This window comes from Mesorhizobium shonense (genome assembly GCF_040545255.1).
Lineage (GTDB): Bacteria > Pseudomonadota > Alphaproteobacteria > Rhizobiales > Rhizobiaceae > Mesorhizobium > Mesorhizobium shonense.
On sequence record NZ_JBEPLM010000001.1, the window covers coordinates 877,037 to 902,010 of the forward strand.

A 24,974-nucleotide genomic window follows, 5' to 3' on the forward strand; every position below is an offset into this window, starting at 1 on the left:
TGACGCTATGGGCTACATCGGCAATTGTCAACACGATTGACATTTGCCAGAGCGCTTCCTAGCTTGGCCCCGCCGCCGTGGCTCCGCTATCGTTGGAAACCACGAGCAGGAGGGGAGAGAATGACCGGGAAGTTCGAAGCATTGTCGGTGGAGACGCTGCCGAAGCGCCTTGGCGAGAACGCGGCGCTGAGCGAGCGCATCGGCAAGGACTCGAGCCGTTGGACAGTACGCGAGGTCGGCGACGGCAATTTGAACCTCGTCTTCATCGTCGAAGGCGACAAGGGCGCGGCGGTGGTGAAGCAGGCGCTGCCCTATGTGCGGCTGGTCGGCGACAGCTGGCCGCTGCCGCTCAAGCGTTCCTTCTTCGAATATCATGCACTGACTAGGCAGGAGCGCCGAGCGCCGGGCTCGGTGCCGGCGATCTACCATTTCGACGAGGACCAGGCGCTCATCGTCATGGAATATCTGTCGCCACACGTCATTCTCAGGCGCGCTCTGATCGACGGCCGGGAACTGCCGAACATCGCGCGCGACATCGGCCTGTTCATGGCTCGCACCCTGTTTCGCGGCTCGGACCTGTCGATGGTGACAAAGGAGCGCAAGGCCGACCTCGCGCTCTTCGCCGACAATGTCGAGCTCTGCGACATCACCGAGAACCTGGTGTTTTCCGATCCCTATTTCGATGCCGAGATGAACCGGCACACCAGCCCGCAGCTCGACGGCGTGGTCGCCGAACTGCGCGCCGACCGCGACCTCAAGGTCGAGGCGCAGCGGCTGAAGCACCTCTTCGCCGCAAATGCCGAGACGTTGCTGCATGGCGACCTGCATTCGGGCTCGATCATGGTGACCGACACAGAGACCCGGATGATCGATCCGGAATTCGCCTTCTACGGCCCGATCGCGTTCGATGTCGGCATGCTGCTCGCCAATTTCTGGATGGCCTTCTTCTCGCAGCGCGGCCACGAGGAGAAAGGCAGCCGGGATTCCATGCGCGCCTACCTACTCAACGTCACGGCCGAGACCTGGGCTATCTTCCGCGCCGAGTTCTCGCAGCTGTGGCGCACCGAGCGCACCGGCATGCTCTACCACAGGAGCCTGTTCGAGGATCAGGGCGACCGGCTCGCGGCCGAACAGGCGCTCGACCACGTGCTCTCCGGCATCTGGACCGACCTGCTCGGCTTTTCCGGCATCGAGGTGCACCGGCGCATCCTCGGCCTCGCCCACAATGCCGATTTCGAGACCATTGCCGACGAAAACCTGCGCGCCAGATGTGAGGCCAAGGCTTTGCGCTTCGGCCGCCACATCGCCGTCAACCGGCGCCAGATCCACAGCATCGACGAGGTCAACAACCTGGCCGCGCTGATTGAACAGGAGAGCAGAATTTGAACGTCGGCGATCGCCACTACCGCACCATCTGGCTGAGCGACGACAAGCGTTCGGTCGAGATCATCGACCAGCGCTGGCTGCCGCATGAGTTCCGTATCGAGACGATCGGGACCGTCGCCGGCATCGCCACCGCGATCCGCGACATGTGGGTGCGCGGCGCGCCGCTGATCGGCGTCACCGCCGCCTATGGCGTCGCCATCCAGATGACGGAGGATGCGTCGGACGAAGCGCTCGACGCGGTATGGGATACGCTGCACAAGACACGGCCGACGGCAATCAATCTGCGCTGGGCGCTGGACGAGATGCGGCGGCACCTGAAACCGCTCGCGCCGGAAAGGCGCGCCGAGGCGGCCTACCGGCGGGCGGCCGAGATCGCCGACGAGGATGTCGGGCTGAACCGCGCCATCGGCGAGAACGGGCTTGCGATCATCAAGGAAATCGCGGCGCGCAAGAAGCCGGGCGAGACGGTCAACATCCTCACCCATTGCAATGCCGGCTGGCTAGCGACGGTCGACTACGGCACCGCCACCGCGCCGATCTATCTGGCGACGGAGGCCGGCATTCCGGTCCACGTCTATGTCGACGAGACCCGGCCACGCAACCAGGGCGCCCAGTTGACCGCCTGGGAGATGGCCGGGCACGGCGTGCCGCACACGCTGATCGTCGACAATGCCGGCGGGCATTTGATGCAGCATGGCGATATCGACATGGTGATCGTCGGCACCGACCGCACCACCGCCAATGGCGACGTCTGCAACAAGATCGGCACCTATCTCAAGGCTTTAGCCGCTGCCGACAATGACGTGCCCTTCTACGTCGCGCTGCCCTCGCCCACCATCGACTGGACCGTCGCCGACGGGCTTGCCGAGATCCCGATCGAAGAGCGCTCCGGCGACGAGGTTTCCCTGGTCTGGGGCAAGACGGCGGACGGCAAGGTCGCACAGGTGCGCGTCTCGCCCGACGCGACGCCGGCCGCCAATCCTGCGTTTGATGTGACGCCGGCAAGGTTGGTCACAGGGCTGATCACCGAGCGCGGTGTGGCGAAGGCCTCGCGCGAAGGACTGAAGGCGATGTTCCCGGAGCGCAGTTGATCTCCCCCCTTGAGGGGGAGATGGCCGCGAAGCGGTCAGAGGGGGTCGCCTCGCATAGATCGCCAACGTTTACTTCTTGTCATGAAAGATGCTGGCGCTTCACGCGCGGCGACCCCCTCTGTCGCCTCCGGCGACATCTCCCCCTCAAGGGGGAGATTCCCTGCGCTCCCAATTGACAGCGCCGCCCTCCTCTTCCATACCTGCCCGCGTTAAGTTCTCAGGGCGGGGTGAAAGTCCCCACCGGCGGTAAGAGCTTCGGCTCAAGCCCGCGAGCGCTTCCTGGCAACAGGAGGGTCAGCAGATCCGGTGCGATTCCGGAGCCGACGGTTACAGTCCGGATGGAAGAGAACGTACGTGAGGACGGCCCGCTTATGCGGGCCGGTTTTTGCGTCGTGCGTCCTGATTCTGGTTCGAAACGGAAGGAAGGACCCATGAATCAGCATTTCCCCAAAACCAATGAAATCCGCCGTGTCGCCGTTGTCCGGGCGCGTTGGCATGCCGACATCGTCGACCAATGCGTGACGGCCTTCGAGGCGGAGCTTGCCGCGCTCGGCGGCTTTGCCGTCGAGATCTTCGACGTGCCGGGCGCCTATGAAATCCCGCTGCACGCCAAGACGCTTGCCGAGACCGGCCGCTACGCCGCGATCCTCGGCACCGCTTTCGTCGTCAATGGCGGTATCTACCGGCACGACTTCGTCGCTGGCGCGGTCATCGACGGCATGATGAGTGCGCAGCTTGCGACCGGCGTGCCGGTGCTCTCGGCCGTTCTGACGCCGCACAACTATCATGACAGCGCCGAGCACCATCGCTTCTTCCATGAGCATTTCAAAGTGAAGGGCAAGGAAGCGGCGAAGGCCTGCGTCGAGCTCCTTGCCGCGCGGGAGCGGATCGCCGCTTAAGCTCGAGAAGGCCGGATTTCAGCCCTGCAACAAGAATTGCGGCCGAAAAGGCTCCAAAAGGTTGCGGTAACTCCGAAATCCGGCCAGAAGCAACGGGGCCGCCCGCCCGGGCGGCCTTTTCAAACACGGGCTCGAACCAGATACGGGAGACTATTCGTTGGCTCGCATCACACTGAGACAATTGCTCGACCATGCCGCCGAACACGGCTATGGCGTGCCTGCCTTCAACATGAACAATATGGAACAGGGGCTCGCCATCATGGAGGCGGCCGAGGAGACCAAGTCGCCGGTCATCCTGCAGGCCAGCCGCGGCGCGCGCGCCTATGCCAATGACGTGGTGCTGGCCAAGCTGATCGACGCGCTGGTCGAGATCCATCCCGACATCCCGGTCTGCATGCATCTCGACCACGGCAACAACGAAGCGACCTGCGTCACCGCGATCCAGTACGGCTTCACCTCGGTGATGATGGACGGCTCGCTGAAGGAGGACGGCAAGTCGCCGGCCGACTACGCCTATAATTCCGGCATCACCCGACGCGTCGTCGACATGGCGCATTGGGGCGGCGTCTCGGTCGAAGGCGAGATCGGCGTGCTCGGCTCGCTGGAGAGCGGCGGCGGCGAGCAAGAAGACGGCCATGGCGTCGAAGGCGCGATCAGCCACGACCAACTACTGACCGACCCGGTGCAGGCCGAGCAGTTCGTGCGCGACACCCATGTCGACGCGCTGGCCGTCGCCATGGGCACGAGCCACGGCGCCTATAAATTCTCGCGCAAGCCGGACGGCGCGGTGCTGGCGATGAACGTGATCGAGGAGATCCACCGCCGCCTGCCCAACATGCATCTCGTCATGCACGGCTCGTCGTCGGTGCCGGAGGAATTGCAGGAGATCATCAACAAATATGGCGGCCAGATGAAGCCGACCTGGGGCGTGCCGGTGGAAGAGATCCAGCGCGGCATCAAGCACGGCGTGCGCAAGATCAACATCGACACCGACAACCGCATGGCGCTGACCGGCGCCATCCGCAAGGTGCTGACCGAGAACCCTAGCGAGTTCGATCCGCGCAAATATCTGACGCCGGCCATGGCGGCGATGAAGAAGCTCTGCATGGAGCGCTTCGAGCAGTTCGGCACCGCCGGCAACGCGCCGAAGATCAAGCCGATCCCCCTGTCGGACATGGCCAAGCGCTACAAGTCGGGCAGCCTCGACCCGAAATTCGGCTAAGCCATCGGCTCCCGCGACCGGCTGAACCCGGTCGCGGGGGCCACATCCGGCGGAACTTCACGCCACCAAATCGGTTCCTGTCCTGACACCTCCCGCGCCCGCCAGCAGGGAAGGAGCAGATCATGAGCAAGGATCGCGACGAGGAAGGCCCGGTCTTCTCCGGCCAGGACGCGCGGCAGGGCGAGATCATCCTGCGCACGCGCACAAGACGCATCATCTTCATCGCCGGGCTCGTCGGCATCGTCGTGCTGGCGTTGGTGCTGAGCATCGTCGTCCGGTGACGGCTGTTGGTTGCCAGGCACGCCAAGGAACCATCCGCGCCAAGCCAAGTTGAACAGTCCAGATGCAATGGAGGGCGTTTTTGCGCCGCCGTGACGGATGTTCGAGCCGCTTTGCTGCGACATGCCGCTTCATCCGACCTGGCCGGATCTCGTCGCGCGGCTATTGCTGACGCTTCTGGCAGGCTTCCTCATCGGCTTGAACCGCGAGGCGCGCGGCCATTCCGCCGGGCTGCGCACCACCATTTTGGTTGGCCTCGCGGCTTGCGTCGCCATGGTTCAGGCCAACATGCTGCTCGATGTGTCCGGCAAGGGGCCGGAGTCTTTCGTGCGCATGGATGTGATGCGCTTCGCGCTCGGCGTGCTCACCGGCGTCGGCTTCATCGGCGGCGGCACCATCCTGAGGCGCGGCGATCTCGTCACCGGCGTCACCACAGCCGCGACCATGTGGATCATGACGATGATTGGCCTCGCCTTCGGTGGCGGCCAGTTCGGCCTCGGCGGGATCGCGACGGTGCTGACCTTGGTGACGCTGCAGGCGCTGAAATGGGTCGACCTCAAGATCCCGCGCGCCCACAAGGCGCTCCTCTCTGTGTCATGGCCGAAAGGCTCGCCACCCGACATCGGGGACATGGTACGGCCGCTCGGCTACGATACACGCTTCGTCGGTATGGAGCACGACCCCGACCGCAACCGCTTCATGTTTTCCTTCAATCTTCAATGGAAGCAGCCCGACGCGGTCGAGCCTTCGACGGACGTGCTGGCGGTTGTCGCCGAGCACTGCGCGGTCGAGCGCTTCGAGGTGATCAGCGAGAAGGAGACCTGAGTATGCGATGCCAGAAGGCTGGCAAGCTTACTCGGCCGCCTTTGGGGTCTCGGCGTCGGCGCGAACGAGCTTGATGTCGGCGCTCGCCGCCCAGGCGCCAATGTCTTCCCGACGAAGCGCCGCCGCCATCATGTCGGGAAAATGGTCCGGCGTGCAGGCAAAGACCGGGATACCCAATGCCGCAACCGAACCGGCCATGGACGGATCATAGCCGGGGCGGCCCTGATCGGTGAGCGCCAAGAGTACGACGACATTGACGCCCGACCGCACCAGCGTTGCCAGTCGGCGCAGCAGCTCCTGACCGTTGCCGCCCTCGTAGAGATCGGTGATCAGCACGAAGTGGGCCTTGGTCGGCCGTTCGATGCGCTCGGCGCAATAGCCGACCGCCTGATTGATGTCGGTGCCGCCGCCGAGTTGGACGCCGAACAGCACCTCGACCGGATCGCTGAGCTCCGCCGTCAGGTCGACGATCGCGGTGTCGAAGCAGACGAGTTTTGTGCGCACGACCGGCAGCGACGCCATCACCGCCGCGAAAATCGAGGCATAGATCACCGAGCTCGCCATCGAGCCGGACTGGTCGACGCAGAGCGTCACCTCGTCGAGGTCGACCAACCGGCGCTGGCGGCGCATGAAGCCGACCAGCTTTTCCGGCACCACGGTCTTGTGGTCCGGCTGGTAGTGGCGAAGGTTCGCCGCGATGGTGCGTGGCCAGTCGATGTCGCGCTGCCTTGGCCGGTTGGTGCGCCGCGACTTATCGAGCGCGCCGCGGATCGCCTCGGCGGTCTTCTGCTCGAGACGCTGCATCAGCTTGGCGACGATGTCGGAAATGATCGAGCGCGCGATGTCCTTGGTCTTGTCCGGCATCGCCGAGCGCAGCGAGACGAGGTCGGCGACGAGATTGACGTCGGCCTCGATCGCCCTGAGGAACTCCGGCTCCATCAGCATCTGCTTCAGGTTCAGCCGCTCGAAGGCGTCCTTCTGCACGATTTGGACGACCTGCTCGGGGAAGAACGAACGGATATCGCCCATCCATTGCGCGACGCGCGGCGCCGAACGGCCGAGCCCGCCGCGGCGCTTGCGCTGGTCGGCGGCGGTGTCGCCGCTGCCATCGCCATAAAGCGCATCGAGCGCCGCCGACAATCGTCGATCCTCGGCCGAGAGCGCCGAGGAGGCCTCGTCGTCGGCGCCGATCGCCAGGCGCCAGCGGCGCTCTCTGGTTCCTTCCGTGGGATCGAGCTCCGGCCCGATTGTCCCATCATCCATGGCTGGGCTCCCCTGCGAGCAGCTTGCCGAGGAGATCAAAATGCCTGCGCCACGCCTCGCCGCCATCGGGCGCCGGCGTCAGCCCGGCGGGCAGGCTCGCTCTCTTGCCAAGCACGGCCTCGATCAGGCGCCGGCGCTCCATGCTGTCGAGGTTGGAAAAGACGCGGCGCAGCAGGGGCAGGTGCGCAATGAAGGCTTCCTCGTCGAGCGAGGCCAGCCAGCCATCGACAGCGCCGCGCAGCCCCTCGTCGTAGATCAGCCTCTGGCCGGCGCCGCTGAAGAAGCCCTCGAAGAAGGCGGCGGCATCGGCGACCGGCGTTCCAGGCGACAGGCGCTTCCCCAGCAGGTCGGCCGTGGCTTCGGCGGAGAGGCACCCGGCCTCGTAGAGCAGATGCGCGGCGCAACCGGCAACGAGCGCCGTCGAGCGCGACGAATCCAGCGCGGCTGCAAGCCCGTTGCGCCAGGCCTCCAGGACATGCTCGTCCGGCTCCACCAGCTTGATCGCCTCGTCGGCCTTGCGCAGCGCGCCCATCAAGGCTGCCGCGGCCTGCGCGTCGAGATCGCGCGCCGCATAAGGTAGCGCGATGGAGCCCTCGATGATCAGCCGTTCCAGCAGGCCGGCGAGGCGCTCCGTCTCGGTCTTGCGCGCTTCGCCATAGCGGATGATGTCGGCGAGCGGCGGCACCGAGGCCAGCAGCTCCAGGCATTCGCTGCTGTGCCCCGCCTTTTCCTCCAGTGCAGCAAGGCCGGCCGCGGATGCCTCTCTCAAGGCTGCGGTGATCGCGTTCTGGACCAGCGTGGCCAAAGCATCGAGCGTCGAAGCAGTGCCGATCATCTGGATCAGGCGGCCGTTGGCGGCTTTCTCGATGGTCGGTCCGTAGACCAGGTTCTCCACCAGGCGAACGGCGTATTCCGGCTGCCAGGCCAGCATCCAGCGCTCGCGGAACGTGCCGCGGCTGCGGCCGATGTCCGTCAGCCTGCCCCAATTCACGCCGAGCACGTTCAGCCGGTGCAGCAGCGTCGAGCGGAACAGCCCGCTCTCGCTCCGGAGATCGACGGAAAGTTCCCGCTCCAGTGCCTCGGGCTTCAGTCGCGCAGCCTTCTGGTTGCGCTGCAGGTCGTCGATCAGCGGCGCAAGCGGCGTGTCGGACGGAATCTCACCGACATCGGCGCCGAGCAGCAACTCCGCCTCGACCATCTTCCACAGCAGCGCCTCGCCGTTGAAAAGCGCCGCGATCGAGGCGTCGCGCAGCTCCTCAAAACCTGGCTTCGGCCGTTCGCGGATGGCGGCGAGCGCTCGCGCCAGACGCTCCGCCTCGATCAGCGACGCGGTGGAGATCATGTGGCCTTTCGCTCGAAGCACCGTGGCGATGCGCGACAGCCACAGGACCGAGGCATCATCCTGCCCACGCGTCTGCCACAAATGCTTGCACCAACCGGGCGCGACGACACCGGCGCCGTAGCCATAGCCCGACGCCAGGCGTGGTCCGGTCCATGGCGCGAAGGTCATCGTGGTCTTGCGCCGGCCGATGCCCTTGAGCAGCACCTGGTCGCTCTTGTGCGTATGGGCCGCTTGCAAGGCCGGCACATGCCAAGCGCCGCAGACGACGGCCAGCGGCCCGTCGAACTCCTTTCGCGCGGAGGCGATCTCGAGGCGCATATGCGCTTCGCGCATGGCCTCGAACTTGCCGATCGCACCCTCGCCTTCGCGCAGCGTCGTCATCGCGTCGGCGATGGCCGCGAAGATCGGGCCGGGCTCGGGGTTCTGCTCGATGATGTCCGACCACCAGCTCTCGCCGTCCTCATAGCCGGCGGCGCGCGCCAGAGTGCCGATCGGATCCTGGATGCGCATGGGTTCTTCGCCCTGCCCTTCCGTGATTTCTGCTTCAGCCGCGTCGGCGTCGGTCAGACTTTCGGACGCCTTCTCGGCAAGCCGCGCCGCGGACGGCAGGTCGATGAAGCGCAGCGCCGCCTTGTTGGCGACGGCCCACAGTGCCGCCTGATATTCCGGGGAGAATTCGGCGAACGGCCAAAACCTCGTCGCCGAGGGATCGTCCTCCGGATAGCAGAGCAACGCCACCGGCGGTTTCATGTCGGGACTGGCGAGCAGCGGCAACAGCGGCGAAGCATCCGCCGGCCCCTCGATCAGAACGGCGACCGGCTGCAACTCCTGCAACGCCTCGACCAGGCTCTCCGCGGAGCCCGGCCCGTGATGGCGAATGCCGAAATAGCTGATGCCGCCCTGTGTCATGGCTCAGATGGCTTCATTCAGCGCCGCGTAATAGCCGGCGTAGTCAGGGCGCTTCTTCAGCACCGTCTCCAGATATTCCTCCAGCACGACCTTGTCCTGGACCGGATCCTTGACGATCGCGCCGACGAGGCTTGGCGCCAGGCCTTCGGCGTGGAGCTTGCCGCCGTCGAACCACGCCGCCTGGCTGAGGCCGCTGATAATCGTGGCGATCGCTTCGGCGGTCGAGAGCGAGCCCGACGGCGTCTTCAGCGTCACCTTGCCATCGGCAGTCGCGCCGGAACGGAGCTCGCGGAAAATGGTGAGCACGCGGGCGATCTCCTCGCCGACATTTTTTGGCACCGGCAGGTCCAGCCCGCCGGCCATCTCGCCGACGCGTCGGGAGACGATCGAGACTTCTTCGGCCATGTCCTCGGACAGCGGCAGCACCACGACATTGAAGCGCCGCTTCAGCGCCGAGGAGAGCTCGTTGACGCCCTTGTCGCGATTGTTGGCCGTGGCGATGATGTTGAAGCCGCGCTGCGCGTAGATCGACGTGTTAAGCTCCGGCACCGGCATCATCTTTTCCGACAGCACGGTGATCAGCGTGTCCTGCACGTCGGAGCCCATGCGCGTCAGTTCTTCGAGGCGGCAGAGCTTGCCTTCCTGCATGGCGCGGTAGAGCGGCGTCGGCACCAGCGCGTCCTGGCTCGGGCCTTTTGCCAAAAGCTGGGCATAGTTCCAGCCATAGCGGATCTGGTTCTCGTCGGTGCCGGCGGTGCACTGCACGATCAGCGTCGAGTTGCCCATGATGGCGCCGGCGAGATGTTCCGAGACCCAGGATTTCGCCGTCCCGGGAACGCCGAGCAGAAGCAGCGCCCGGTCGGTCGCGAGCGTTGCCACCGCGGTTTCCATCAGTTGCCGGCGGCCGACATATTTCGGCGTGATGGGCGTGCCGTCGCTCGCCTTGCCGCCCATCAGGTAGGTCAGCACGGCCTTGGGCGACAGGCTCCAGCCGGCAGGCTTCTGCCGGTCGTCATCCTGCGCAAGTGCCAGCAGTTCGGAGGCATAGACCTGCTCGGCCGGGAGGCGGATGGCTGCGTTCATGCGATCTTCTCCGGGTTGATTCATCTGTCGGATTGGGAAGGGCTTTCGGCCAGCGCCGCATTGAGCCGCAGCAGGCCGAGCGAGGGGGATGCGGGCGGCAGGCCCGCGGCGACGATTTCGCCGATCAATTTTTCCGCCGTAACCGGATTGGCCAGAAAGCCGATGGCTTCGAGATACTGCTCGGCGCTTCGTTTCGTGACGTCGTTGTCACCCGAGACGGCGGAACGCAGCGCCGAAAGCGTCTTGCCGTTTGCGAGATCGCCCCATTCCAGCCAGCCTGCTTCCGCCCCTTCGACCAGGTTGAGCGCGGCCAGATTTTGCGCGTCATTCAGGATCTGCCTGATCAGGACACGCTTCCTGCCGCCGTCCAAACGCAACATGAGCTGGAGGACGAGAAGCGCCAGCTTGCCGCCAGCGGCAACAAGCAAATCCGCCAAGCAGGCCACCGCCGCATCGCCGCCGGACACCGAGACCATTCGAACGAGGAAGAGATCGGCACCGTCATCGACGCCGAACTGCCATGCGCCGATGAAATCAGACTCCGTCTTGCCGAAGCGGGCGACGAGATCGCCGAAGTAACAGGATACGAACAAGTCGGCGCGACGTGCTTGTTGCGCAGGCGACTTGAGTTTTATCGGCGCGTAGGTTGTGCGGCGGCGGATGAACCCGGATTTGCCCTCCTCGATGAAAGCGGCGAGCTCAGCTATCGGATCTTCGGACCCGCCATCCGTTGGATTGCCACGTTCACCCAACCTTGCCAGGAGGCGGCCGGCCATTTCACGCACCTTGCCTGAGCGATCGGCGGACAGGCTCTTCAGAAACGGAACGTCGTCGGTGCCCAGGCCGAAGCGCATGAGTTCGATGAGCGCAAGCCTGACCTCCGCCGTTTCGCTCGCCCCCTTGGTCTCGATAAGAGCCCGCGCCAAGGCAGGCATGGTGCGCCGTAAATCGACCAAAGCTGTACGGCGCGCTGCTGGATAAAAATCATCCCAGGTTTCCGCCGTCAGATGCTCGCGTCGGGATTGTTTTTCGCTTTCCGCGCCTGCCTGCCAGTCGACCCAGGGAGCATAGACGTCCGGACTTTCCTGATATGACGCGGCGGGCATCCAATCCATCGGATGCAGCACGAAGCCGCGGCTGGCGACGAGCGTGGCCACGCGGGTCTTGAGCCTCGCATCGGCTGCATATTTCAGTGCGGCCCGCAGCGGTGGCCGCAGGCGATCGGGAAGCATCGGCAAAGCGAGCACCGGCAGAGGCGGGCGTCGCTTCAGCACGTGGGGAGCCGCCGGCCGAAGCGCGACATCGAGCGCCTGAGCGGCGATGGCCAACAGCCGCCGCTCCTGCTCGTCCGGGCTGGAAGCGGTGGCGACCCCTTTCCACTCGACCGGGGCGAATTCGAACATTGCGCCGCCCGAAATCCAGCCGTCGCGCAACCTTGCCAGCCCTGCCTGTTCGAGCTCATTCACGACAGATCGAGCCTCCCGATGCTGCTCTGCGAGGCCAGAAGTTCGAGCCTGGCGCCGTTCCAGAGCGCCGCTGTCGCGGCAAGGTCGAGGCCGAGCAAGGTCTGATTGACGGAGCCCGCGACAGGCAAGGCAATGCCATGCGGATTGCTCGCCGCCTGCCACCAGGCGCCATCCTTTTCGTCCAGCGCGATCGCGCCGGCCGGCAGGATGACCGGGCAGTCGGACAGCCAAGGCGCGCCGTCCTGGAAGGCGGCATAGGCGGCCAGCGGATCGCCGGTAGCGGCTTCAGCGAAAGCTGGCCACGCGCCCGGCGTCACATCGCCCAATCGTTCCGCGATCAGCGCCCGCAGCGGGTTGCGCGAGGGATAGAACACCAGCCTTGCCTTGAAGCGGTCTCCCGGCGCGAAGGCGCCGGAGCGCCGGCCTGCCGAAGCCGGGAAGAAATCGAGCAGCACGGCAAATCGCGGGGTTGGGCTCCTGAGATCGAGCAGCCAGGTCGCATGGCTGACGAGGCCGTCGCGGCGGGTCTCGATCTTCTCACCGAGCACCTCCCAGTCGCTCTCGACCTGGACGGCATCGGGGTTGGCGAGGATCTGCTCACGGGTCTCCGATGTCGAGACAAGGCGTTTCAGTTCGGCGTCGTCTGGCGCGGCGCGCCAGGCCTTGGCGAGCAGCACCAGCTTGCCGAGCTCGCGGATCGCGGCATCCGGCCTCTCTTCGCTGCGCAGCGCCATCAGCCGCGCCGGCAGCTCGTCGATACGCCCGGCGAGCGCCGTGGCCTTCAGGTCGACAAGCCGTGCGGCGATGCGCCGGCAGCGCTCGCTGCTGGCATCGACAAATCCGGCGAGGCCGAGCCGAAGCTGGTCGGCAATCCACTGGTCGAGCTCATCGAGCGCGGCAGAAACCGCGCTTCGCGTATCCTCGGCCCGCTTGCGCTGCGCCGCCCCGCGGCGTTCGGCAGCGGCGGCGTCCTCGACCGGGGCGCTTTCCTCAGGCCGCGAGGCCTCGTCGATGCTTTTGGCTTCGGAACGTGTTTGCGCCGGCGGCTGCCCCGGCTTGCGGCGCCGGCCGAGCCAATCGTTCACCCAGTCCGGCGTCTGATCGACACGCTGGAAGCTGTCGAGCGCCGTGGCGCCGATCCACATCAGCGCCAGGATGTGCTTGCACGGAAACTTGCGCGACGGACAGGTGCATTTGTAGCCGTGATCGGACGTGTCGAACGCGACGCGATAGGGATTCGAGCCGGACCCCTGGCATTCGCCCCAGATCAGCGGCAGCTGTTCGTGTGCCTCAAGCCGAGGCCAGTTCGACCGCTTGGTCAGCTTGGCGGCGGCGCCAAGCGAGGCCTGGTCGGGGGCTAAAGCCTCGATTGTTTTCAGATCCAGCTGCAAGCCGCCCCCTCATGACCCCGAAGCATGATATCGCGACGATTGATAGCCGTTTGCGGCGCGCCGGTGTAGCTCCCGCCGCCGCAAAGTTTACAGGCTCGATGAACGCGCGCTTACATTCCGCGCAAAAACTCGATGACCATCGCCGCCGTCCAGGTGAAACGGCCGCCGCCGAGCGGTTCACCGGTGAGCGGGTCGTAATATTCGGCGAAGCCGCTTTCGGTGATCAGGTCGAGACTGGAGCCAGTGATGCGCCGGGCGACCTCGGCGTGGCCGGCGGCGAGAAGGCCGTCGGCGATCATGTAGTTGACCACCAGCCAGACCGGGCCACGCCAGTAGCGCCTGGCGTCGAAACGCGGGTCGTTGGGATCGTGCGAGGGCACGATGTGGCGCGCCTTCCCGGCCAGGCGTTCGATGGTTGCGGCGATCGCTGCGGCGCGCGCCTGCGGGATGGCAGCGAAGGCCGGCAGGACGCCGCCGACGGAGGCGCTGTCGACAAGCTTGCCGGTCAGGCGGTCGAGGCAGAGATATTGGCCATGCGCCTCGCTCCACAGGCGCTCCATCGCAGCGATGCCCTTTTCGGCGCGGGCGCGATTGGCTTTGGCGATCCCGGTGTCGCCCAGCGCCTCGGCGAGATCGGCAAGATCGGCCGCGGCGCGGATCAGGATGGCGTTGAAGCCGGGATCGACGATCTGGAATGGCGAAGCGTCGTGCAGCAGGGCGTTGTCCCAGCCCAGCCCGCGGAAATGCTGCACCAGCCAGAGATAGCGATCATATTGCGCCTGGGTCGGGCGATGGGCCGGGTCGGCATGCAGGATGTCGCGACGGATGTAGGGTTCGACCCCTTCGGTCGGGACGCGCTCGAAGGCTTGGTCCCAGTCGATGGAATTGTCGCGGCCGGACTCCCAGGGGTGGATGATCGCGACCAGCCCCTCCCCCTTGGGGTCCCGATTCTCATAGAACCAGCGGTGCCAGGCGTCGATCTTGGGCAGCAACCTGCAGGCCCGCTCGACCGCCAATTTCCTGTCGCGCGCCCTGTCGAACAGGCGGCGCACGGCAAAGCCGGCGACGGCCGGCTGCGTGATGCCGGAAGTCGCCGTCGGGCGGCCGGTGCGCCAGACCTCGGGCCCGGGAAAGTAGCCATCGTTCCAGACATGGAAGACGATGTGCGGAACCATGCCGTCGGGCCATTGATGCGCGAACAGGGTCTCGATCTCGGTCCAGGCCCGCGCTTCGTCATAGTGGGCGAGGCCAAGCGCCGTCAGGCAGGAATCCCAATTCCACTGGAACGGGTAGAGGCCTTTCGTCGGGATGGTGTAGTCGCCGTGGTCGTTTTCCTTCAGCACCTCGACGGCGCGGGCAATGATGTCTTGGGCGGCAGTGGCTGTCATGGCGGCTCGAGGTCTTTCAGAGGGCATTGGTGGTTTCGGGGTCGAACCAGCGGATGCGATCGGGCTTGGGGGCGAGCCGCAGACGGTCGCCCACGGCAACGGCGGCGCTGGAGTCCAGCACGGCGCGAAACAGGCCGCCCTCGACATCGCAAGTGACCAGCGTGTGCGGCCCGAGCGGCTCGATGACGCGCACGGTGGCCTGCAACCCATCGTCGCCGGCATCGACGTCCTCGGGCCGGATGGCGAATTCGATCGCTTGCCTGTCCGACTTCGGTCCCGGCAGCGTCAGCCCGGCTACGTTCCAGTCGCCGTTCGCGGCTTTGGACGCGGGCAGGAAATTCATCGGCGGGTTGCCGATGAAGGAGCCGACGAAGCGCGCGGCCGGATTGCGGTAGACCTCGACCGGCGAGGCAGCCTGGACGATGCGGCCCTGATGCATGACGGCGATGCGGTCGGCGAGGCTCATCGCCTCGACCTGGTCGTGGGTGACGTAGATGGTCGTGGTCTTCGAGGCCGCGAGCACGCCTTTGAGCTCGGCGCGCATCTCCAGCCGCAGAAGCGCGTCAAGGTTGGACAGCGGCTCGTCCATCAGGATGACGTCCGGCTCCATGGCGAGTGCGCGGGCGACGGCGACGCGCTGGCGCTGGCCGCCTGACAGCTGGCCGGAATAGCGCTTCAACAGTTGCTCGATATGCATCAGCTCGGCGGTGCGGCCGACGCGGCGCTCGACCTCGGCCTGCCCCAGCTTCTTCATGCGCAGGCCGAAGGCAATGTTCTCGAACACGGTCAGATGCGGGAAGACGGCGTAGTTCTGGAACACCATGGCAATGCCGCGGTCGCGCGGCGGCAAATGGTCGACGCGGCGGCCGCCGATCCAGACCTCGCCCTGGCTCGGCGTCTCCAGCCCGGCGACGATCCTGAGCAGCGTGGTCTTGCCGCAGCCGGAGGCACCGAGCAGCACCATGAACTCCTGATCGGCAACCGTGAGGTCGACCTGATGCAGCGCGGTGAAGCCGCCGAAGCGCTTGGCCACTCCCTTGATGGCGATTTCAGCCATGAGCGTTCTCCGTCTGGCGCGTCATCGGTTGGCGATCCCCCACATGGCGAAGAGATATTTCCTGACGGCGAAGATGAAGATCAGCGCCGGCACGACCAGCGCCGCGCCGCCGGCGAATTTGAGATAGAGCGGCGACTCGCCAAGGCTCTGCAGCAGGAAGGCGGTCAGCGTGCGGTTCTCGATGGTGAGCACCGCGGCGGCGAAGACCTCGTTCCAGGAGATGGTGAAAGCAAACACCGCCGAGGCTGCGATACCGGGTAGCGCCAGCGGCAGGATCACCTTGCGAAACGCCTGCCATCGGGTGCAGCCGAGCGTCCAAGCCGCTTCCTCCAGTTCGACCGGTATGCCGGAAAACAGCGAGAAGGTGATGAGCACCGCGAAGGGTAGCGCCAGCGTGGTGTGCACCAGCGCCAGGCCGATCGCGGTGTCGTCGAGGCCGGTGCGGATGAACATCACCGCCAGCGGCAGCGCCAACAACGGCAACGGGAAGGCCCTGGTCATCAGCACCAGGAAGCGGAACGCGCCCTTGCCCGGAAAGTCGAAGCGCGACAGCGCGTAGCCTGCCGGCGCGCCGAAGCCGATCGACAGGATCATCGTCAGCGTGGCGACGAGCACCGAGTTCCACAGCGCCCTGGCAACGCCGGCGAAGTTGATGAAGAAGGACAGGCTGCCGAGATCGAGGGACGGGAAGAAGCGCTTGGGAAAGGTAGTCACGTCTTGCGGCGACGAAAGCGCGTTGACGATCAACAAGTAGATCGGCAGCAGCACCCAGACACAAAGCAGGATGGTGGTGGCGACGAGCAGCCAGTCGCCGGCTTTGCGAGCATCGACGGTTGCAGCCGTGACAGGCGCTTCGGCGACAGCACTCATATGCGCGCCTCCTTCATATCCGTGCCTCCTTGGGCACGCGCAGCACTCTCAGGAAGAACAGCGTGAAGCCGATCGAGATGGCGAGGATGAGCAGCGCCGAGGCGGCGGCGACGTTGCGGTCCTGCAGCGTGAATTGCCAGTTGTAGGTCTCGCCCATCAGCACCGGCAGATTGGTGCCGCCAAGGGCGGCGACGACGGCGAAGACCTCGAAGGCGAGGATGACGCGCAAGATGATCGCCGTCTGCAGGCTGGGGCGCAACAGCGGCAGGGTAACGCGGACGAAGCGCTTCCATGGGCCGGCGCCGAACACCTCCGCCGCCTCGTAATATTCCTTGGGGATCAGCCCCATGCCGGCGACGAGGATGACCATCATGATGGCGGTTGCGCGCCAGATCTCGGCCAGCGCGACGGCGATGAAGATCGTCAGCTTGCTCTGGTAGCCGAGGAACATGATCGGGCGATCGACGATGCCTAGGCCGGAAAGCAGCGTGTTGAGGAAACCGGACTGGTCGAAGATGGCCAGCCAGATCAGGCCGGCGGCAAGGTCTGAAATGCCGAGCGGAATGGCGAAGATGTAAAGTGCTGCACTGCGCCCGCTCTCCAGCCGCGACACGACGCTCGCCATCAGAAGCGCCATGGCAAGCTGGATCGGCACGACGATTGCGGCAAGCAGCAGCGTGTTGCGGACGGTGGCCGGAAACTTCCAACTGCCGGCCATGGTGCGGAAATTGTCGAGCGTGAAGGCGCCGTCGCGGGTGACCGCCTCGAAGGCGACGAGTGCGAACGGATAGAGGAAGAAGACGCACAGGAACAGCGTCGCCGGCATCAGCAGCAGGTAGGGCAGAGCCTTGCCGTTCATGGTGTGTCCTTTGCGCTGCGGTCGAGGGCCGCGGTCCGGGCGCCCGGAGCGCAACAAACTCCGGGCACCCCTTGGGAGGATCTCTGGTGACGACTAGTCGACCGGGCAAGCGCCCTCGGACGGCTTGTCTGGCGCCCAGCACGGCGCCTTGGCCTGGTCGATGATCGCCTTGAGCGCGGCCGCCTGCTGTTCCAACACGCCGTGCACATCCTCGCCGCCGAGCACGATGCGCTCGAAGCTGTCGGTGTAGACCTGGTTGAACTTGCCGCCGAGATCGCCAAGACCCATCGGCAGCAGTGCCGGCAGCGCGTCGCGAGCGCCGGTCATGGTGGCGATGGCCGGACCGAACGCCTTCACCGAGGCCGGCATGCCGTCGGGAAGCTTGACATCGACCACAGGGAAGAAATTGGTCGCCTTCAGCGTGGCGATCTGCGTTTCCGGCTTCAGCATATAGGCGACCAGCGCCTTGGCCTTGTCGATGTCCGGGGAGGTCTTCGGAATGGCGACGCCGGCCACCACCGGCATGAAGCCGCGACCGGCGGGACCGGCCGGCGCCGGGAAGGCGACGAAGTCGTCGGGCTTCTGATTGAAGGCGTCGGCGAGACGGGCGACGTGGTCGAACGCAATCCACACCTCGCCGCTCAGCAGCGGCTCCTGCATGAAGGCGTAGTTGGTCGAGTTCGGATTGGTGTACTGCCAAAGCTCCTTGAACTTGTTCCAGGCGGTCTCGGCTTCGGGCGAGCGGAACTTGGTCACCATCGAGCCGGTGTAGGACGGATAGAGGAAGCCCTCGAAGAAGCGGTGCTTCAGCCCCTTCGGACCGGCCGGAAAGCCGAATTTCGGCGAGCCGGTCTTTTCGGCGATGTTCTTCGACCATTCGATCAGCTGGTCGTAGGTGATGGTGTTGAGATCGACGCCCGGCGGCAGATATTGCAACGCCTGCTTGTTCGCCGCCATCAGATAGGTGGCCTGCATCCACGGTATATATTTCTGCTCGCCGGTACCGAGCATGCCGAGCTTCTTGTAGGCCTCGTTGATCTTGACCCCGCCAACGTCGACGGCGGAGAGATCGACAAGGCTAGCGCCGACGGTGGAGAAATCACCATGCAGGCCACCGAGCACGCCGATGGTTCCGGAGCCCGCCTGCAGTTCGGCTTGCAGTCGGGTGAGCCAGGGGCCGTCCTCCGCGACCTGATAGTCGACCGGACCGCCGAAGCCTTTCAGCACCTCATCGCGCATCTTTTGCGTTTCCTCGACCGGGCGCGCCTGCGTCGACCAGAACAGCACCTGCTGGGCCTGGGCGCCGCCAACGGCAAGCGACAGCGCCAGCGCCGCACCCGACAGCTTCTTCAAAATATTGGTCATGCTCTTCCTCCCTGGATTGACGCCGTCATGCCGGCGTCAGCTTCTTTGTCAGCGGCGCCGGTCCATGGCTTGCCCTTGGAACCAGCGTCGGCCGGATCAGCCGGGTCAGCGGCGCGGCCGGTTTCTCGGCGACGACGGTGAGCAGCATGTCGGCGATCTCGCGCGCGCACTGGCGGATCGAGGCATCGAACGTGGTGAGGCCGGGCGGCGCATAGGCCGAGGCGACGATGTTGTCGAAGCCGATGACGGAAAGGTCGCGTGGGACGGTAAGGGCGGCGCGGGCCGCCTCTTCCATCACCGTCAGCGCCAGCTCGTCGAACAAGGCGATGATCGCAGTCGGCCGATTTGGAGCCTTCAGCATCCGGTTGACGGCCTGGATGCGGGCGCCGCGATCGAAGCGCGGTGCGGTCGCCACATCGAGCCGCACCGCCGGATCGCCGCGTCGGGCGATCGCGGCGGCGAGACCATCCTGCCTGAGATGCCGAAAGGTCATCGGCTCGGAAATCGTCACCAGGCCGAAATGGCGGTGGCCGAGATCGTAAAGCATGTCGAAGGCTTCGCCGAAGGCATGGGCGCCATCGGTGTCGAGCCAGTTGTAGTCAAAATCGCTGTCGAGCAGCCGGCCATGCGCGACGAACGGAAAGCTGCGCCGGCGCAGATAGTCGAGACGTTCGTCGACCTCGGCGATGCGGGTGACGACGACGCCGTCGGCGCGCCCGGATTCGACGACATGGCGCAGCACGGCAAGCTCGGCCTGGTCCTGCGCGGCGGTGGCGAGGATGAGGTCCGAGCCATGCGCCACCAACCCCTCGCCGAGCCCGGTCACGAACTCACCGAGGAAGGAATCGACCAGGTTCGGCCCGCGGATCGGCAGCACCAGGCCGACGAAGCCGCTGCGGCCGGAAACCAGCGTGCGCGCCGCGGTGTTAGGCACATACCCGGCCTGGCGCGCCGCCTGGGCGACACGCTCGCGCGTCTTCAGGGCGATCTGCTGATGGCCGGCAAGCGCCCTCGATACCGTCGTGATCGACAGGCCGAGGCTGGCGGCAAGCTCCTTCAGCGTGGTGACACGGGCCGGCAATCGTTCCTCCCGAACGCGATGTTGAAACGTTTGTAATCGGCTTTTGCCGAATTGCAAACGTTTTAAATTTTTGCGTAAGGGTGAGTTCGAACGGGTTCGCCATGGTCTCAGACGACGCCCGCGCCGCGGACAAGATCGACGAAGCGGGAAAAGACTTCCGTGTGGCGATCGACATCGGCCGCCGAGGTCGCCGGGCACATCAGGAACATGGTGTGGAACGGCGTCACCAGTATGCCTTCGTTCATGTAGAAGGCGTGCAGCAAGGTCTCGAGATCGCCTCGACGCCCGGCAATGACGTCGGCGCCGCTGCGCGGCGGGTTCGGCATGAACATGATCTCGGCGCGGGCGCCGACCTGCGTCACATGCCAGGGCAATTTGTTGTCGGCGATGATTTTCCGCGCGGCCTCGGCAAGCCGTGAGGCGTTGGCGATCATGAGCTCGAAATTGGCCGGCGTCAGCACCTCTTCCAGCACCGCGCGCATGGTGGCGACGGTGAGCGCGTTGCCGGCTAGCGTGCCGCCGATGCCGAGATGCGCCGACTGGCGCACGCGCGGATTGACCATCGGCACGATTTTCCACAGCCGCTCGGCGATTTCCCGCGCGACGCCAAAGATGCCGGCCGGAAAGCCGCCCGCGATCGCCTTGCCGGCAACGAGAATGTCCGGCTCCAGCCCGTGCAGCGCGGTATAGCCGCCGGGACCGCTGGAGATGGTGTGCGTCTCGTCGATGACGAGCACCGTGCCGGTGCGGCGCGTGATCTCGCGAAGCGCTGTATGAAAACCGTCGGCGACCGGGATCATGCCGAAATTGGTCATCAGCGGTTCGGTCAGCACGCAGGCGACGTCGCCATGCGACAGCGCTTCCTCGAGCGCCGCGACATCGTTGAACTCGACCACCCTGGAGACGGCGGAATGGTCGACACCGTTCGGATGGATCATGTTGCGCATGCCGATCTTGCCGTCGCGGATCTCGACATGCGCCTCCTCGACGCCGCCATGGTAGCAGCCGGAGAAGACCAGCACCTTGTCGCGGCCGGTGATCATGCGCGCGATGCGGATGGCGCCACGGTTGGCATCGGTGGCGGACGTGGTCAGCGTCCAGTAAGGCAGGCCGAAGCGGCGCGTAAGCTCTTCGCCGACCCAGAGGCTGTCCTCGGTGGGCAGCATCATGGTCGTGCCGTTCTGCAATTGGTGCAGCGCTGCGCGCGTCACCGCCTCCGGCGCGTGGCCGCACATGCCACCCGTGTCGCCGAGCGCGAAGTCGACATAGTCGTGGCCGTCGATGTCGCGGATATGGGCGCCTCTGGCCGAAGCGGCATAGACCGGGAAGCCGCCGGCCCAGCGCCGCATCCAATGCGACGGCCCGCCATAGAGGAAGTGCTTCTTGCCCTCTTCCCAGGCAGCCGCCGAGCGCGGATGCGTATCGAGGAATCGTGCCTGCTCGCGGTCGAGCAGGTCTTCGATCGTCGCGGGTTGCAAATCGGTTCTGCTGGCGGCCATCACGGCGCTGAACTCTCCCTGACGCGCAAAATTTGCGACGCGTAGTTGTTCCCATGACGGTTCATTATTTGAACCGTTGTTTTGTATGTTATAGACACACTGAAGGCAGGAGCGGCGCCTGTCAAGTTAATTCACATGCGAAGTATCTCGGAGAATACGCAATGAGCACGGTGGGCAAGGCGGTGTCGCTGCTAGAACTGTTCACGCTGCAGGAGTCGGAGATCGGGCTGTCCGATCTCGCCCGGCGCGCCGGCCTCGACAAAGCCACCGCCCGGCGCCTCCTGATGGCGCTTGCCGCGCACCGGCTGATCGAGCAGGAGCCGCGGAGTCGCCGCTACCGGCTGGGCGCCGGCCTGTCGCGGCTTGCCCGCATCCGCGACGCGCATTTTCCGTTCGTGCGGGTCGCGGCGCCGGTGGTGCGAGACCTGTCATTGGAGACCGGCGAGACCGTGCACCTGTCGGAATTCAGCGCCGGCGCGCTGCTCACCGTCCATGTCGAACTGTCGGCCAAGGCCAACCGCGTCAATGTCGATGTCGGTCAGGTGCTGCCGCTGCACGGCACAGCCTCGGGCATCGCCTTCCTCGCCGCCTCGCGGCTGGAAGTGGTCAGCGCCTATCTCGAAAGGCCTTTGCAGGCCTTCACCGCGCATACGATGACCGGGCCTGACACGCTGGCCAAAGCCATCGCATTCGCCGCCGCCAGCGGCTATTCGCGCAGCGCGCAGGGCTATGAGGAAGGCGTGCACAGTGTCGGCGCCGCGATCCTCGGCGCCGACGGCCAGCCGATCGGCACGCTGTCGGTTGCCTCCCCCGTCTCGCGCGTCGACGACGCGGTCGCGGCCAGCCAGGGCGGAGCCGCAATCAAAGCGGCGCGGCTGATCTCGGCTCGGCTGACCGGCGAGGCATGATCATCTCAGCCGCGAAGGCATGACGCTGGAGCGCTTCGTCCTGTGCCTCCTCCAGCCGACGCCGCCATGGCAACCGCCAACTGCGCATCGAAAGCGCGCTTGAACGCAGGCCGCGCTTCGCCGCGGGCGACGTAGGCGGCGAGGTTCGGGAATTCGCCCAGCAGGCCTGACATGTTCAACCTGCGCAACACCGTCACCATCAGAATATCCCCGGCACTGAAGTCGCCATCGAGCCAGTCGGCGTCGCCGAGGCAAACGGAAAGTTCGCCGAGCCTGTCGCGGATGCGATCGTGGACCATAGGCAGACGCCGCTCGTGCCAGCTCTCGTTGCGCTCCGCGAACTTTGCGATCTGCAGGTCGAGGATCGGCGGCTCCACGGTGTTCAGCGCGCAGAACATCCAGCTGATCGCGCGTCCCCGGGCATTCGCGTCGTCGGGCAGCAAACCGGCGTGATGCTCTGCAATATGCAACACGATCGCGCCCGTCTCGAACAGAACGAGGCCGCCCTCCTCATAGGTGGGTATCTGCCCGAAAGGCTGAAGCGCAAGATGAGCTGGTTGCTTCATCTCTTCAAACGAAACGAGGCGGACATCGTAAGGCTGACCCACTTCTTCGAGCGCCCAGCGAACGCGCATGTCGCGCGCCTGTCCCCGGCCGCGATCGGGCGATCGTTCAAAGGCGGTGATGGTGGGGGTCATCGGCAGGCTCCTCTTGATTGCGCTTTGCGGCCAGAGGACGAACAACCGACGCGGTTTCCGACAACCCGCCTCGCTTTCTTGGGCCTCAAACCGTCACGACGATCTTACCGAACTGCTCGCCCGATTCGAGGAAGCGGTGCGCCTCGACGATTTTGTCGAACGGAAAAGTTTTGGCGATCAAGGGCTTCAGCGCGCCCGACGCGAGGCCGTCGAGGATGAAGCGTTTAGCCGCTTCCAGCCGCTCCGGATCGCCGGTGATTTCGTGCACCAGATAGCCGCGCAGCATCAGCGTCTTCGCCAGCACCTCGAACAGCGGGAACGGCGTCGGCTCGGGACTGAGGCCGCCATATTCGATGAGGATGCCGCCGCGCGCCATCGCCGCCGCCAGCGGCGTGAAGATCGGACCGCCGACCGCATCGAGCACGACGCGCACGCCCTGCGGTGCGAGTGCCTTCAGCCGCGCTTCGAGATCCTGCTCCTGCGAGGCCACGACATGGGCGGCTCCGGCATCGAGCAGCGCTTCTTTCTTGGCCAACATCCGCGTGACGGCGATCGGCACGGCGCCGATCACCTTGGCGATCTGGATCGCGGCCAGCCCGACGCTGCTCGACGCTGCGGTGATGACGACAGGCTCGCCACGGCCGAGACGGGCGACATCGACCAGCGCGCCATAGGCGGTGAGATATTGCATCCATGTCGCGGCGGCGGCTTCGAAGCCGAGCGACGGCGGATGCTTGACCACGAGCTCGGCCGGAAAGGTGACGAGCTCGCCATAGGCCGGCCAGCGCGCCATCGAGCGCGGCGGGATGACGCTGACGGCATCGCCCGGCGCAAAACCATCGACGCCGTCGCCGACCGCCTCGACGCTGCCCGACGCCTCGAGGCCAAGGCCTGACGGCAGCGCCGGCGTCTCGATATAGGCGCCCCTGCGCATCGAGGCCTCGGCGCGGTTCAAGCCCAGCGCCTTGACGCGGATACGCACCTCGCCGGAGCCCGGCGGCGGAACCTCGACATCCTCGATGCGCAGCACCTCCGGCCCACCGTGAGCGTGAAAGCGAACAACCCTTGCCATCCATGCAACTCCAAATCCAGTTGATGGAATGGACTATGCAGAGGCATCGGGATGCGATAAATCGCGCGGCAGGCAGGACAGTCGAAACGATTGGTTTTGAATATGGATCGCCTCGAAAGCATGGAAGTGTTCGTCAAGGCTGTCGACCTCGGCACGTTCGCGGCCGCCGCGGCGGCGCTCGACCTGTCGGGCCCGATGGTCGGCAAGCATGTCCGCTTCCTTGAGGAGCGGCTTGGCGCGCGCCTCATCAACCGCACGACGCGCCGGCAGAGCCTGACCGATTTCGGGCGCGCCTATTACGAGCGCTGCCGGATCGTGCTGGCGGAGGCGCAAGCCGCCGATGCGCTGGCCGCCGACCAATTGTCCGAGCCGCGCGGAAAACTGCGAGTGACGATGCCGGCGCATTTCGGCCGCCACTGCGTCACGCCGATCCTGCTCGCGCTTGCCCGGTACTATCCCGCACTGGAGCTCGACCTGTCGCTCAGCGACCGCTTCGCCGATCTTGTCGAGGACGGTCTTGACCTGGCGATCCGCACCGGAACGCTGGATGACAGGGCCGGCATCATCGCGCGGCGCGTCGCGCGCCAGCGAATGATCGTCTGCGCTTCGCCGTCATACATTGAGAGGTTCGGCCAGCCGCTTCGGCTCGACGATATCGCCGGCCATCAGGCGATCATCTACCGGCGGCTCGGCCAGGCGCTGCAGCCATGGCTGTTCCCGCGCGACGACGGCTCCGTAACGGAGATCGCGCCGGCCGGCCGGCTTCGGTTCGACGACCTCGACGCCATCGCCGATGCGGCGACCGAGGGCATGGGCCTGGCCTGGCTTCCATACTGGCTGGTGCGCCAGCGCGTCGAAGCAGGCAGGCTCATCCGGCTGCTGCCCGACCAGTCGGACTATCTCTACGACTGCCACGCGCTCTGGCTGCAGACGCCGCATCTGCCGCTGAAGGTGCGACTGGCGGTCGACGCGCTGGCGGCGGGATTGCCGAGAATGATGTCGTAGCGGCATCAGGCCGACC

General features: G+C 65.7%; 22 protein-coding genes and 1 riboswitch. Of the genes, 8 read left to right on the plus strand and 14 right to left on the minus strand.

All coding sequences use genetic code 11. The annotated features are described in order from the left end of the window. The first annotated feature begins 120 nt into the window (after window positions 1-120). From mtnK to ABID26_RS04465, 6 genes are all read left to right on the plus strand, one after another. Window positions 121-1,386 carry an S-methyl-5-thioribose kinase gene (gene mtnK, locus ABID26_RS04440; RefSeq protein ID WP_292340046.1) on the plus strand — a complete coding sequence of 422 codons (1,266 nt, stop codon included), beginning with the start codon at window positions 121-123 and terminating at the stop codon, window positions 1,384-1,386. After that, window positions 1,383-2,477, plus strand: a complete 1,095-nt coding sequence (mtnA, locus tag ABID26_RS04445; RefSeq protein WP_292340045.1) for an S-methyl-5-thioribose-1-phosphate isomerase — start codon at window positions 1,383-1,385, stop codon at window positions 2,475-2,477. Before mtnK ends, mtnA begins: the two co-directional genes overlap by 4 nt. Before the next feature lie 209 nt (window positions 2,478-2,686). After that, window positions 2,687-2,831, plus strand: a riboswitch (FMN riboswitch). A 77-nt stretch (window positions 2,832-2,908) separates the two neighbouring features. Then, window positions 2,909-3,376, plus strand: a complete 468-nt coding sequence (locus ABID26_RS04450; RefSeq protein ID WP_126101595.1) for a 6,7-dimethyl-8-ribityllumazine synthase — start codon at window positions 2,909-2,911, stop codon at window positions 3,374-3,376. A 157-nt stretch (window positions 3,377-3,533) separates the two neighbouring features. After that, complete coding sequence (gene fba, locus ABID26_RS04455; protein WP_126101596.1) at window positions 3,534-4,598, plus strand: class II fructose-bisphosphate aldolase; 1,065 nt, start codon at window positions 3,534-3,536, stop codon at window positions 4,596-4,598. A gap of 122 nt (window positions 4,599-4,720) precedes the next feature. Continuing rightward, window positions 4,721-4,879 (plus strand): peptide ABC transporter permease, encoded by a 159-nt coding sequence (locus ABID26_RS04460; protein ID WP_126101597.1) that lies wholly within the window; start codon window positions 4,721-4,723, stop codon window positions 4,877-4,879. A 121-nt stretch (window positions 4,880-5,000) separates the two neighbouring features. Next, complete coding sequence (locus ABID26_RS04465) at window positions 5,001-5,702, plus strand: MgtC/SapB family protein (RefSeq protein WP_292340043.1); 702 nt, start codon at window positions 5,001-5,003, stop codon at window positions 5,700-5,702. A gap of 27 nt (window positions 5,703-5,729) precedes the next feature. Here the strand turns inward: ABID26_RS04465 and ABID26_RS04470 are convergent, their stop codons facing one another. The 12 genes from ABID26_RS04470 to ABID26_RS04525 all read right to left on the minus strand — a co-directional run bounded on the left by ABID26_RS04470 (window position 5,730) and on the right by ABID26_RS04525 (window position 21,275). Next, on the minus strand, window positions 5,730-6,965 hold the full coding sequence (locus tag ABID26_RS04470; protein WP_292340042.1) for a VWA domain-containing protein: 1,236 nt from the start codon (window positions 6,963-6,965) through the stop codon (window positions 5,730-5,732). Next, the gene (locus ABID26_RS04475) at window positions 6,958-9,216 is read right to left on the minus strand and encodes a DUF5682 family protein (RefSeq protein ID WP_292340041.1); all 2,259 of its coding nucleotides are present in this window, start codon (window positions 9,214-9,216) and stop codon (window positions 6,958-6,960) included. Before ABID26_RS04475 ends, ABID26_RS04470 begins: the two co-directional genes overlap by 8 nt. A gap of 3 nt (window positions 9,217-9,219) precedes the next feature. Further along, window positions 9,220-10,299, minus strand: coding sequence for an ATP-binding protein (locus ABID26_RS04480; RefSeq protein ID WP_354414059.1), 1,080 nt, complete (start codon window positions 10,297-10,299; stop codon window positions 9,220-9,222). A gap of 20 nt (window positions 10,300-10,319) precedes the next feature. After that, entirely contained in the window at window positions 10,320-11,765 is a 1,446-nt protein-coding gene (locus ABID26_RS04485) for a DUF5691 domain-containing protein (RefSeq protein WP_354414062.1), read from the minus strand. Then, window positions 11,762-13,156: an SWIM zinc finger family protein gene (locus ABID26_RS04490; RefSeq protein ID WP_126101603.1), complete on the minus strand. Its 1,395-nt coding sequence runs from the start codon at window positions 13,154-13,156 to the stop codon at window positions 11,762-11,764. The genes ABID26_RS04485 and ABID26_RS04490 overlap by 4 nt, the downstream gene beginning before the upstream one ends. A gap of 110 nt (window positions 13,157-13,266) precedes the next feature. Then, on the minus strand, window positions 13,267-14,544 hold the full coding sequence (locus ABID26_RS04495) for an MGH1-like glycoside hydrolase domain-containing protein (protein ID WP_292344791.1): 1,278 nt from the start codon (window positions 14,542-14,544) through the stop codon (window positions 13,267-13,269). Window positions 14,545-14,560: 16 nt separating this feature from the next. Next, complete coding sequence (locus tag ABID26_RS04500) at window positions 14,561-15,601, minus strand: ABC transporter ATP-binding protein (protein WP_126101604.1); 1,041 nt, start codon at window positions 15,599-15,601, stop codon at window positions 14,561-14,563. Window positions 15,602-15,622: 21 nt separating this feature from the next. Next, window positions 15,623-16,471, minus strand: coding sequence for a carbohydrate ABC transporter permease (locus ABID26_RS04505; protein ID WP_126101605.1), 849 nt, complete (start codon window positions 16,469-16,471; stop codon window positions 15,623-15,625). A 13-nt stretch (window positions 16,472-16,484) separates the two neighbouring features. Then, the gene (locus ABID26_RS04510; protein WP_292340035.1) at window positions 16,485-17,330 is read right to left on the minus strand and encodes a carbohydrate ABC transporter permease; all 846 of its coding nucleotides are present in this window, start codon (window positions 17,328-17,330) and stop codon (window positions 16,485-16,487) included. 93 nt (window positions 17,331-17,423) lie between these two features. Beyond that, complete coding sequence (locus ABID26_RS04515) at window positions 17,424-18,695, minus strand: ABC transporter substrate-binding protein (protein WP_292340034.1); 1,272 nt, start codon at window positions 18,693-18,695, stop codon at window positions 17,424-17,426. 25 nt (window positions 18,696-18,720) lie between these two features. Beyond that, window positions 18,721-19,776 (minus strand): substrate-binding domain-containing protein, encoded by a 1,056-nt coding sequence (locus tag ABID26_RS04520; protein WP_126101608.1) that lies wholly within the window; start codon window positions 19,774-19,776, stop codon window positions 18,721-18,723. 107 nt (window positions 19,777-19,883) lie between these two features. Continuing rightward, window positions 19,884-21,275, minus strand: a complete 1,392-nt coding sequence (locus ABID26_RS04525) for a transaminase (protein ID WP_189521319.1) — start codon at window positions 21,273-21,275, stop codon at window positions 19,884-19,886. 161 nt (window positions 21,276-21,436) lie between these two features. Here ABID26_RS04525 and ABID26_RS04530 point away from each other — a divergent pair, with 161 nt between their 5' ends. After that, entirely contained in the window at window positions 21,437-22,183 is a 747-nt protein-coding gene (locus ABID26_RS04530; RefSeq protein ID WP_126101609.1) for an IclR family transcriptional regulator, read from the plus strand. A 5-nt stretch (window positions 22,184-22,188) separates the two neighbouring features. Here ABID26_RS04530 and ABID26_RS04535 read toward each other — a convergent pair whose 3' ends face one another. Continuing rightward, entirely contained in the window at window positions 22,189-22,881 is a 693-nt protein-coding gene (locus ABID26_RS04535) for a glutathione S-transferase family protein (RefSeq protein ID WP_292340030.1), read from the minus strand. An 85-nt stretch (window positions 22,882-22,966) separates the two neighbouring features. Next, the gene (locus ABID26_RS04540; protein WP_126101611.1) at window positions 22,967-23,953 is read right to left on the minus strand and encodes a zinc-dependent alcohol dehydrogenase family protein; all 987 of its coding nucleotides are present in this window, start codon (window positions 23,951-23,953) and stop codon (window positions 22,967-22,969) included. A 102-nt stretch (window positions 23,954-24,055) separates the two neighbouring features. On the opposite strand from ABID26_RS04540, the gene ABID26_RS04545 reads away from it, so the two are divergent. Continuing rightward, on the plus strand, window positions 24,056-24,958 hold the full coding sequence (locus ABID26_RS04545) for a LysR family transcriptional regulator (RefSeq protein WP_354414071.1): 903 nt from the start codon (window positions 24,056-24,058) through the stop codon (window positions 24,956-24,958). Window positions 24,959-24,974: the final 16 nt, after the last annotated feature.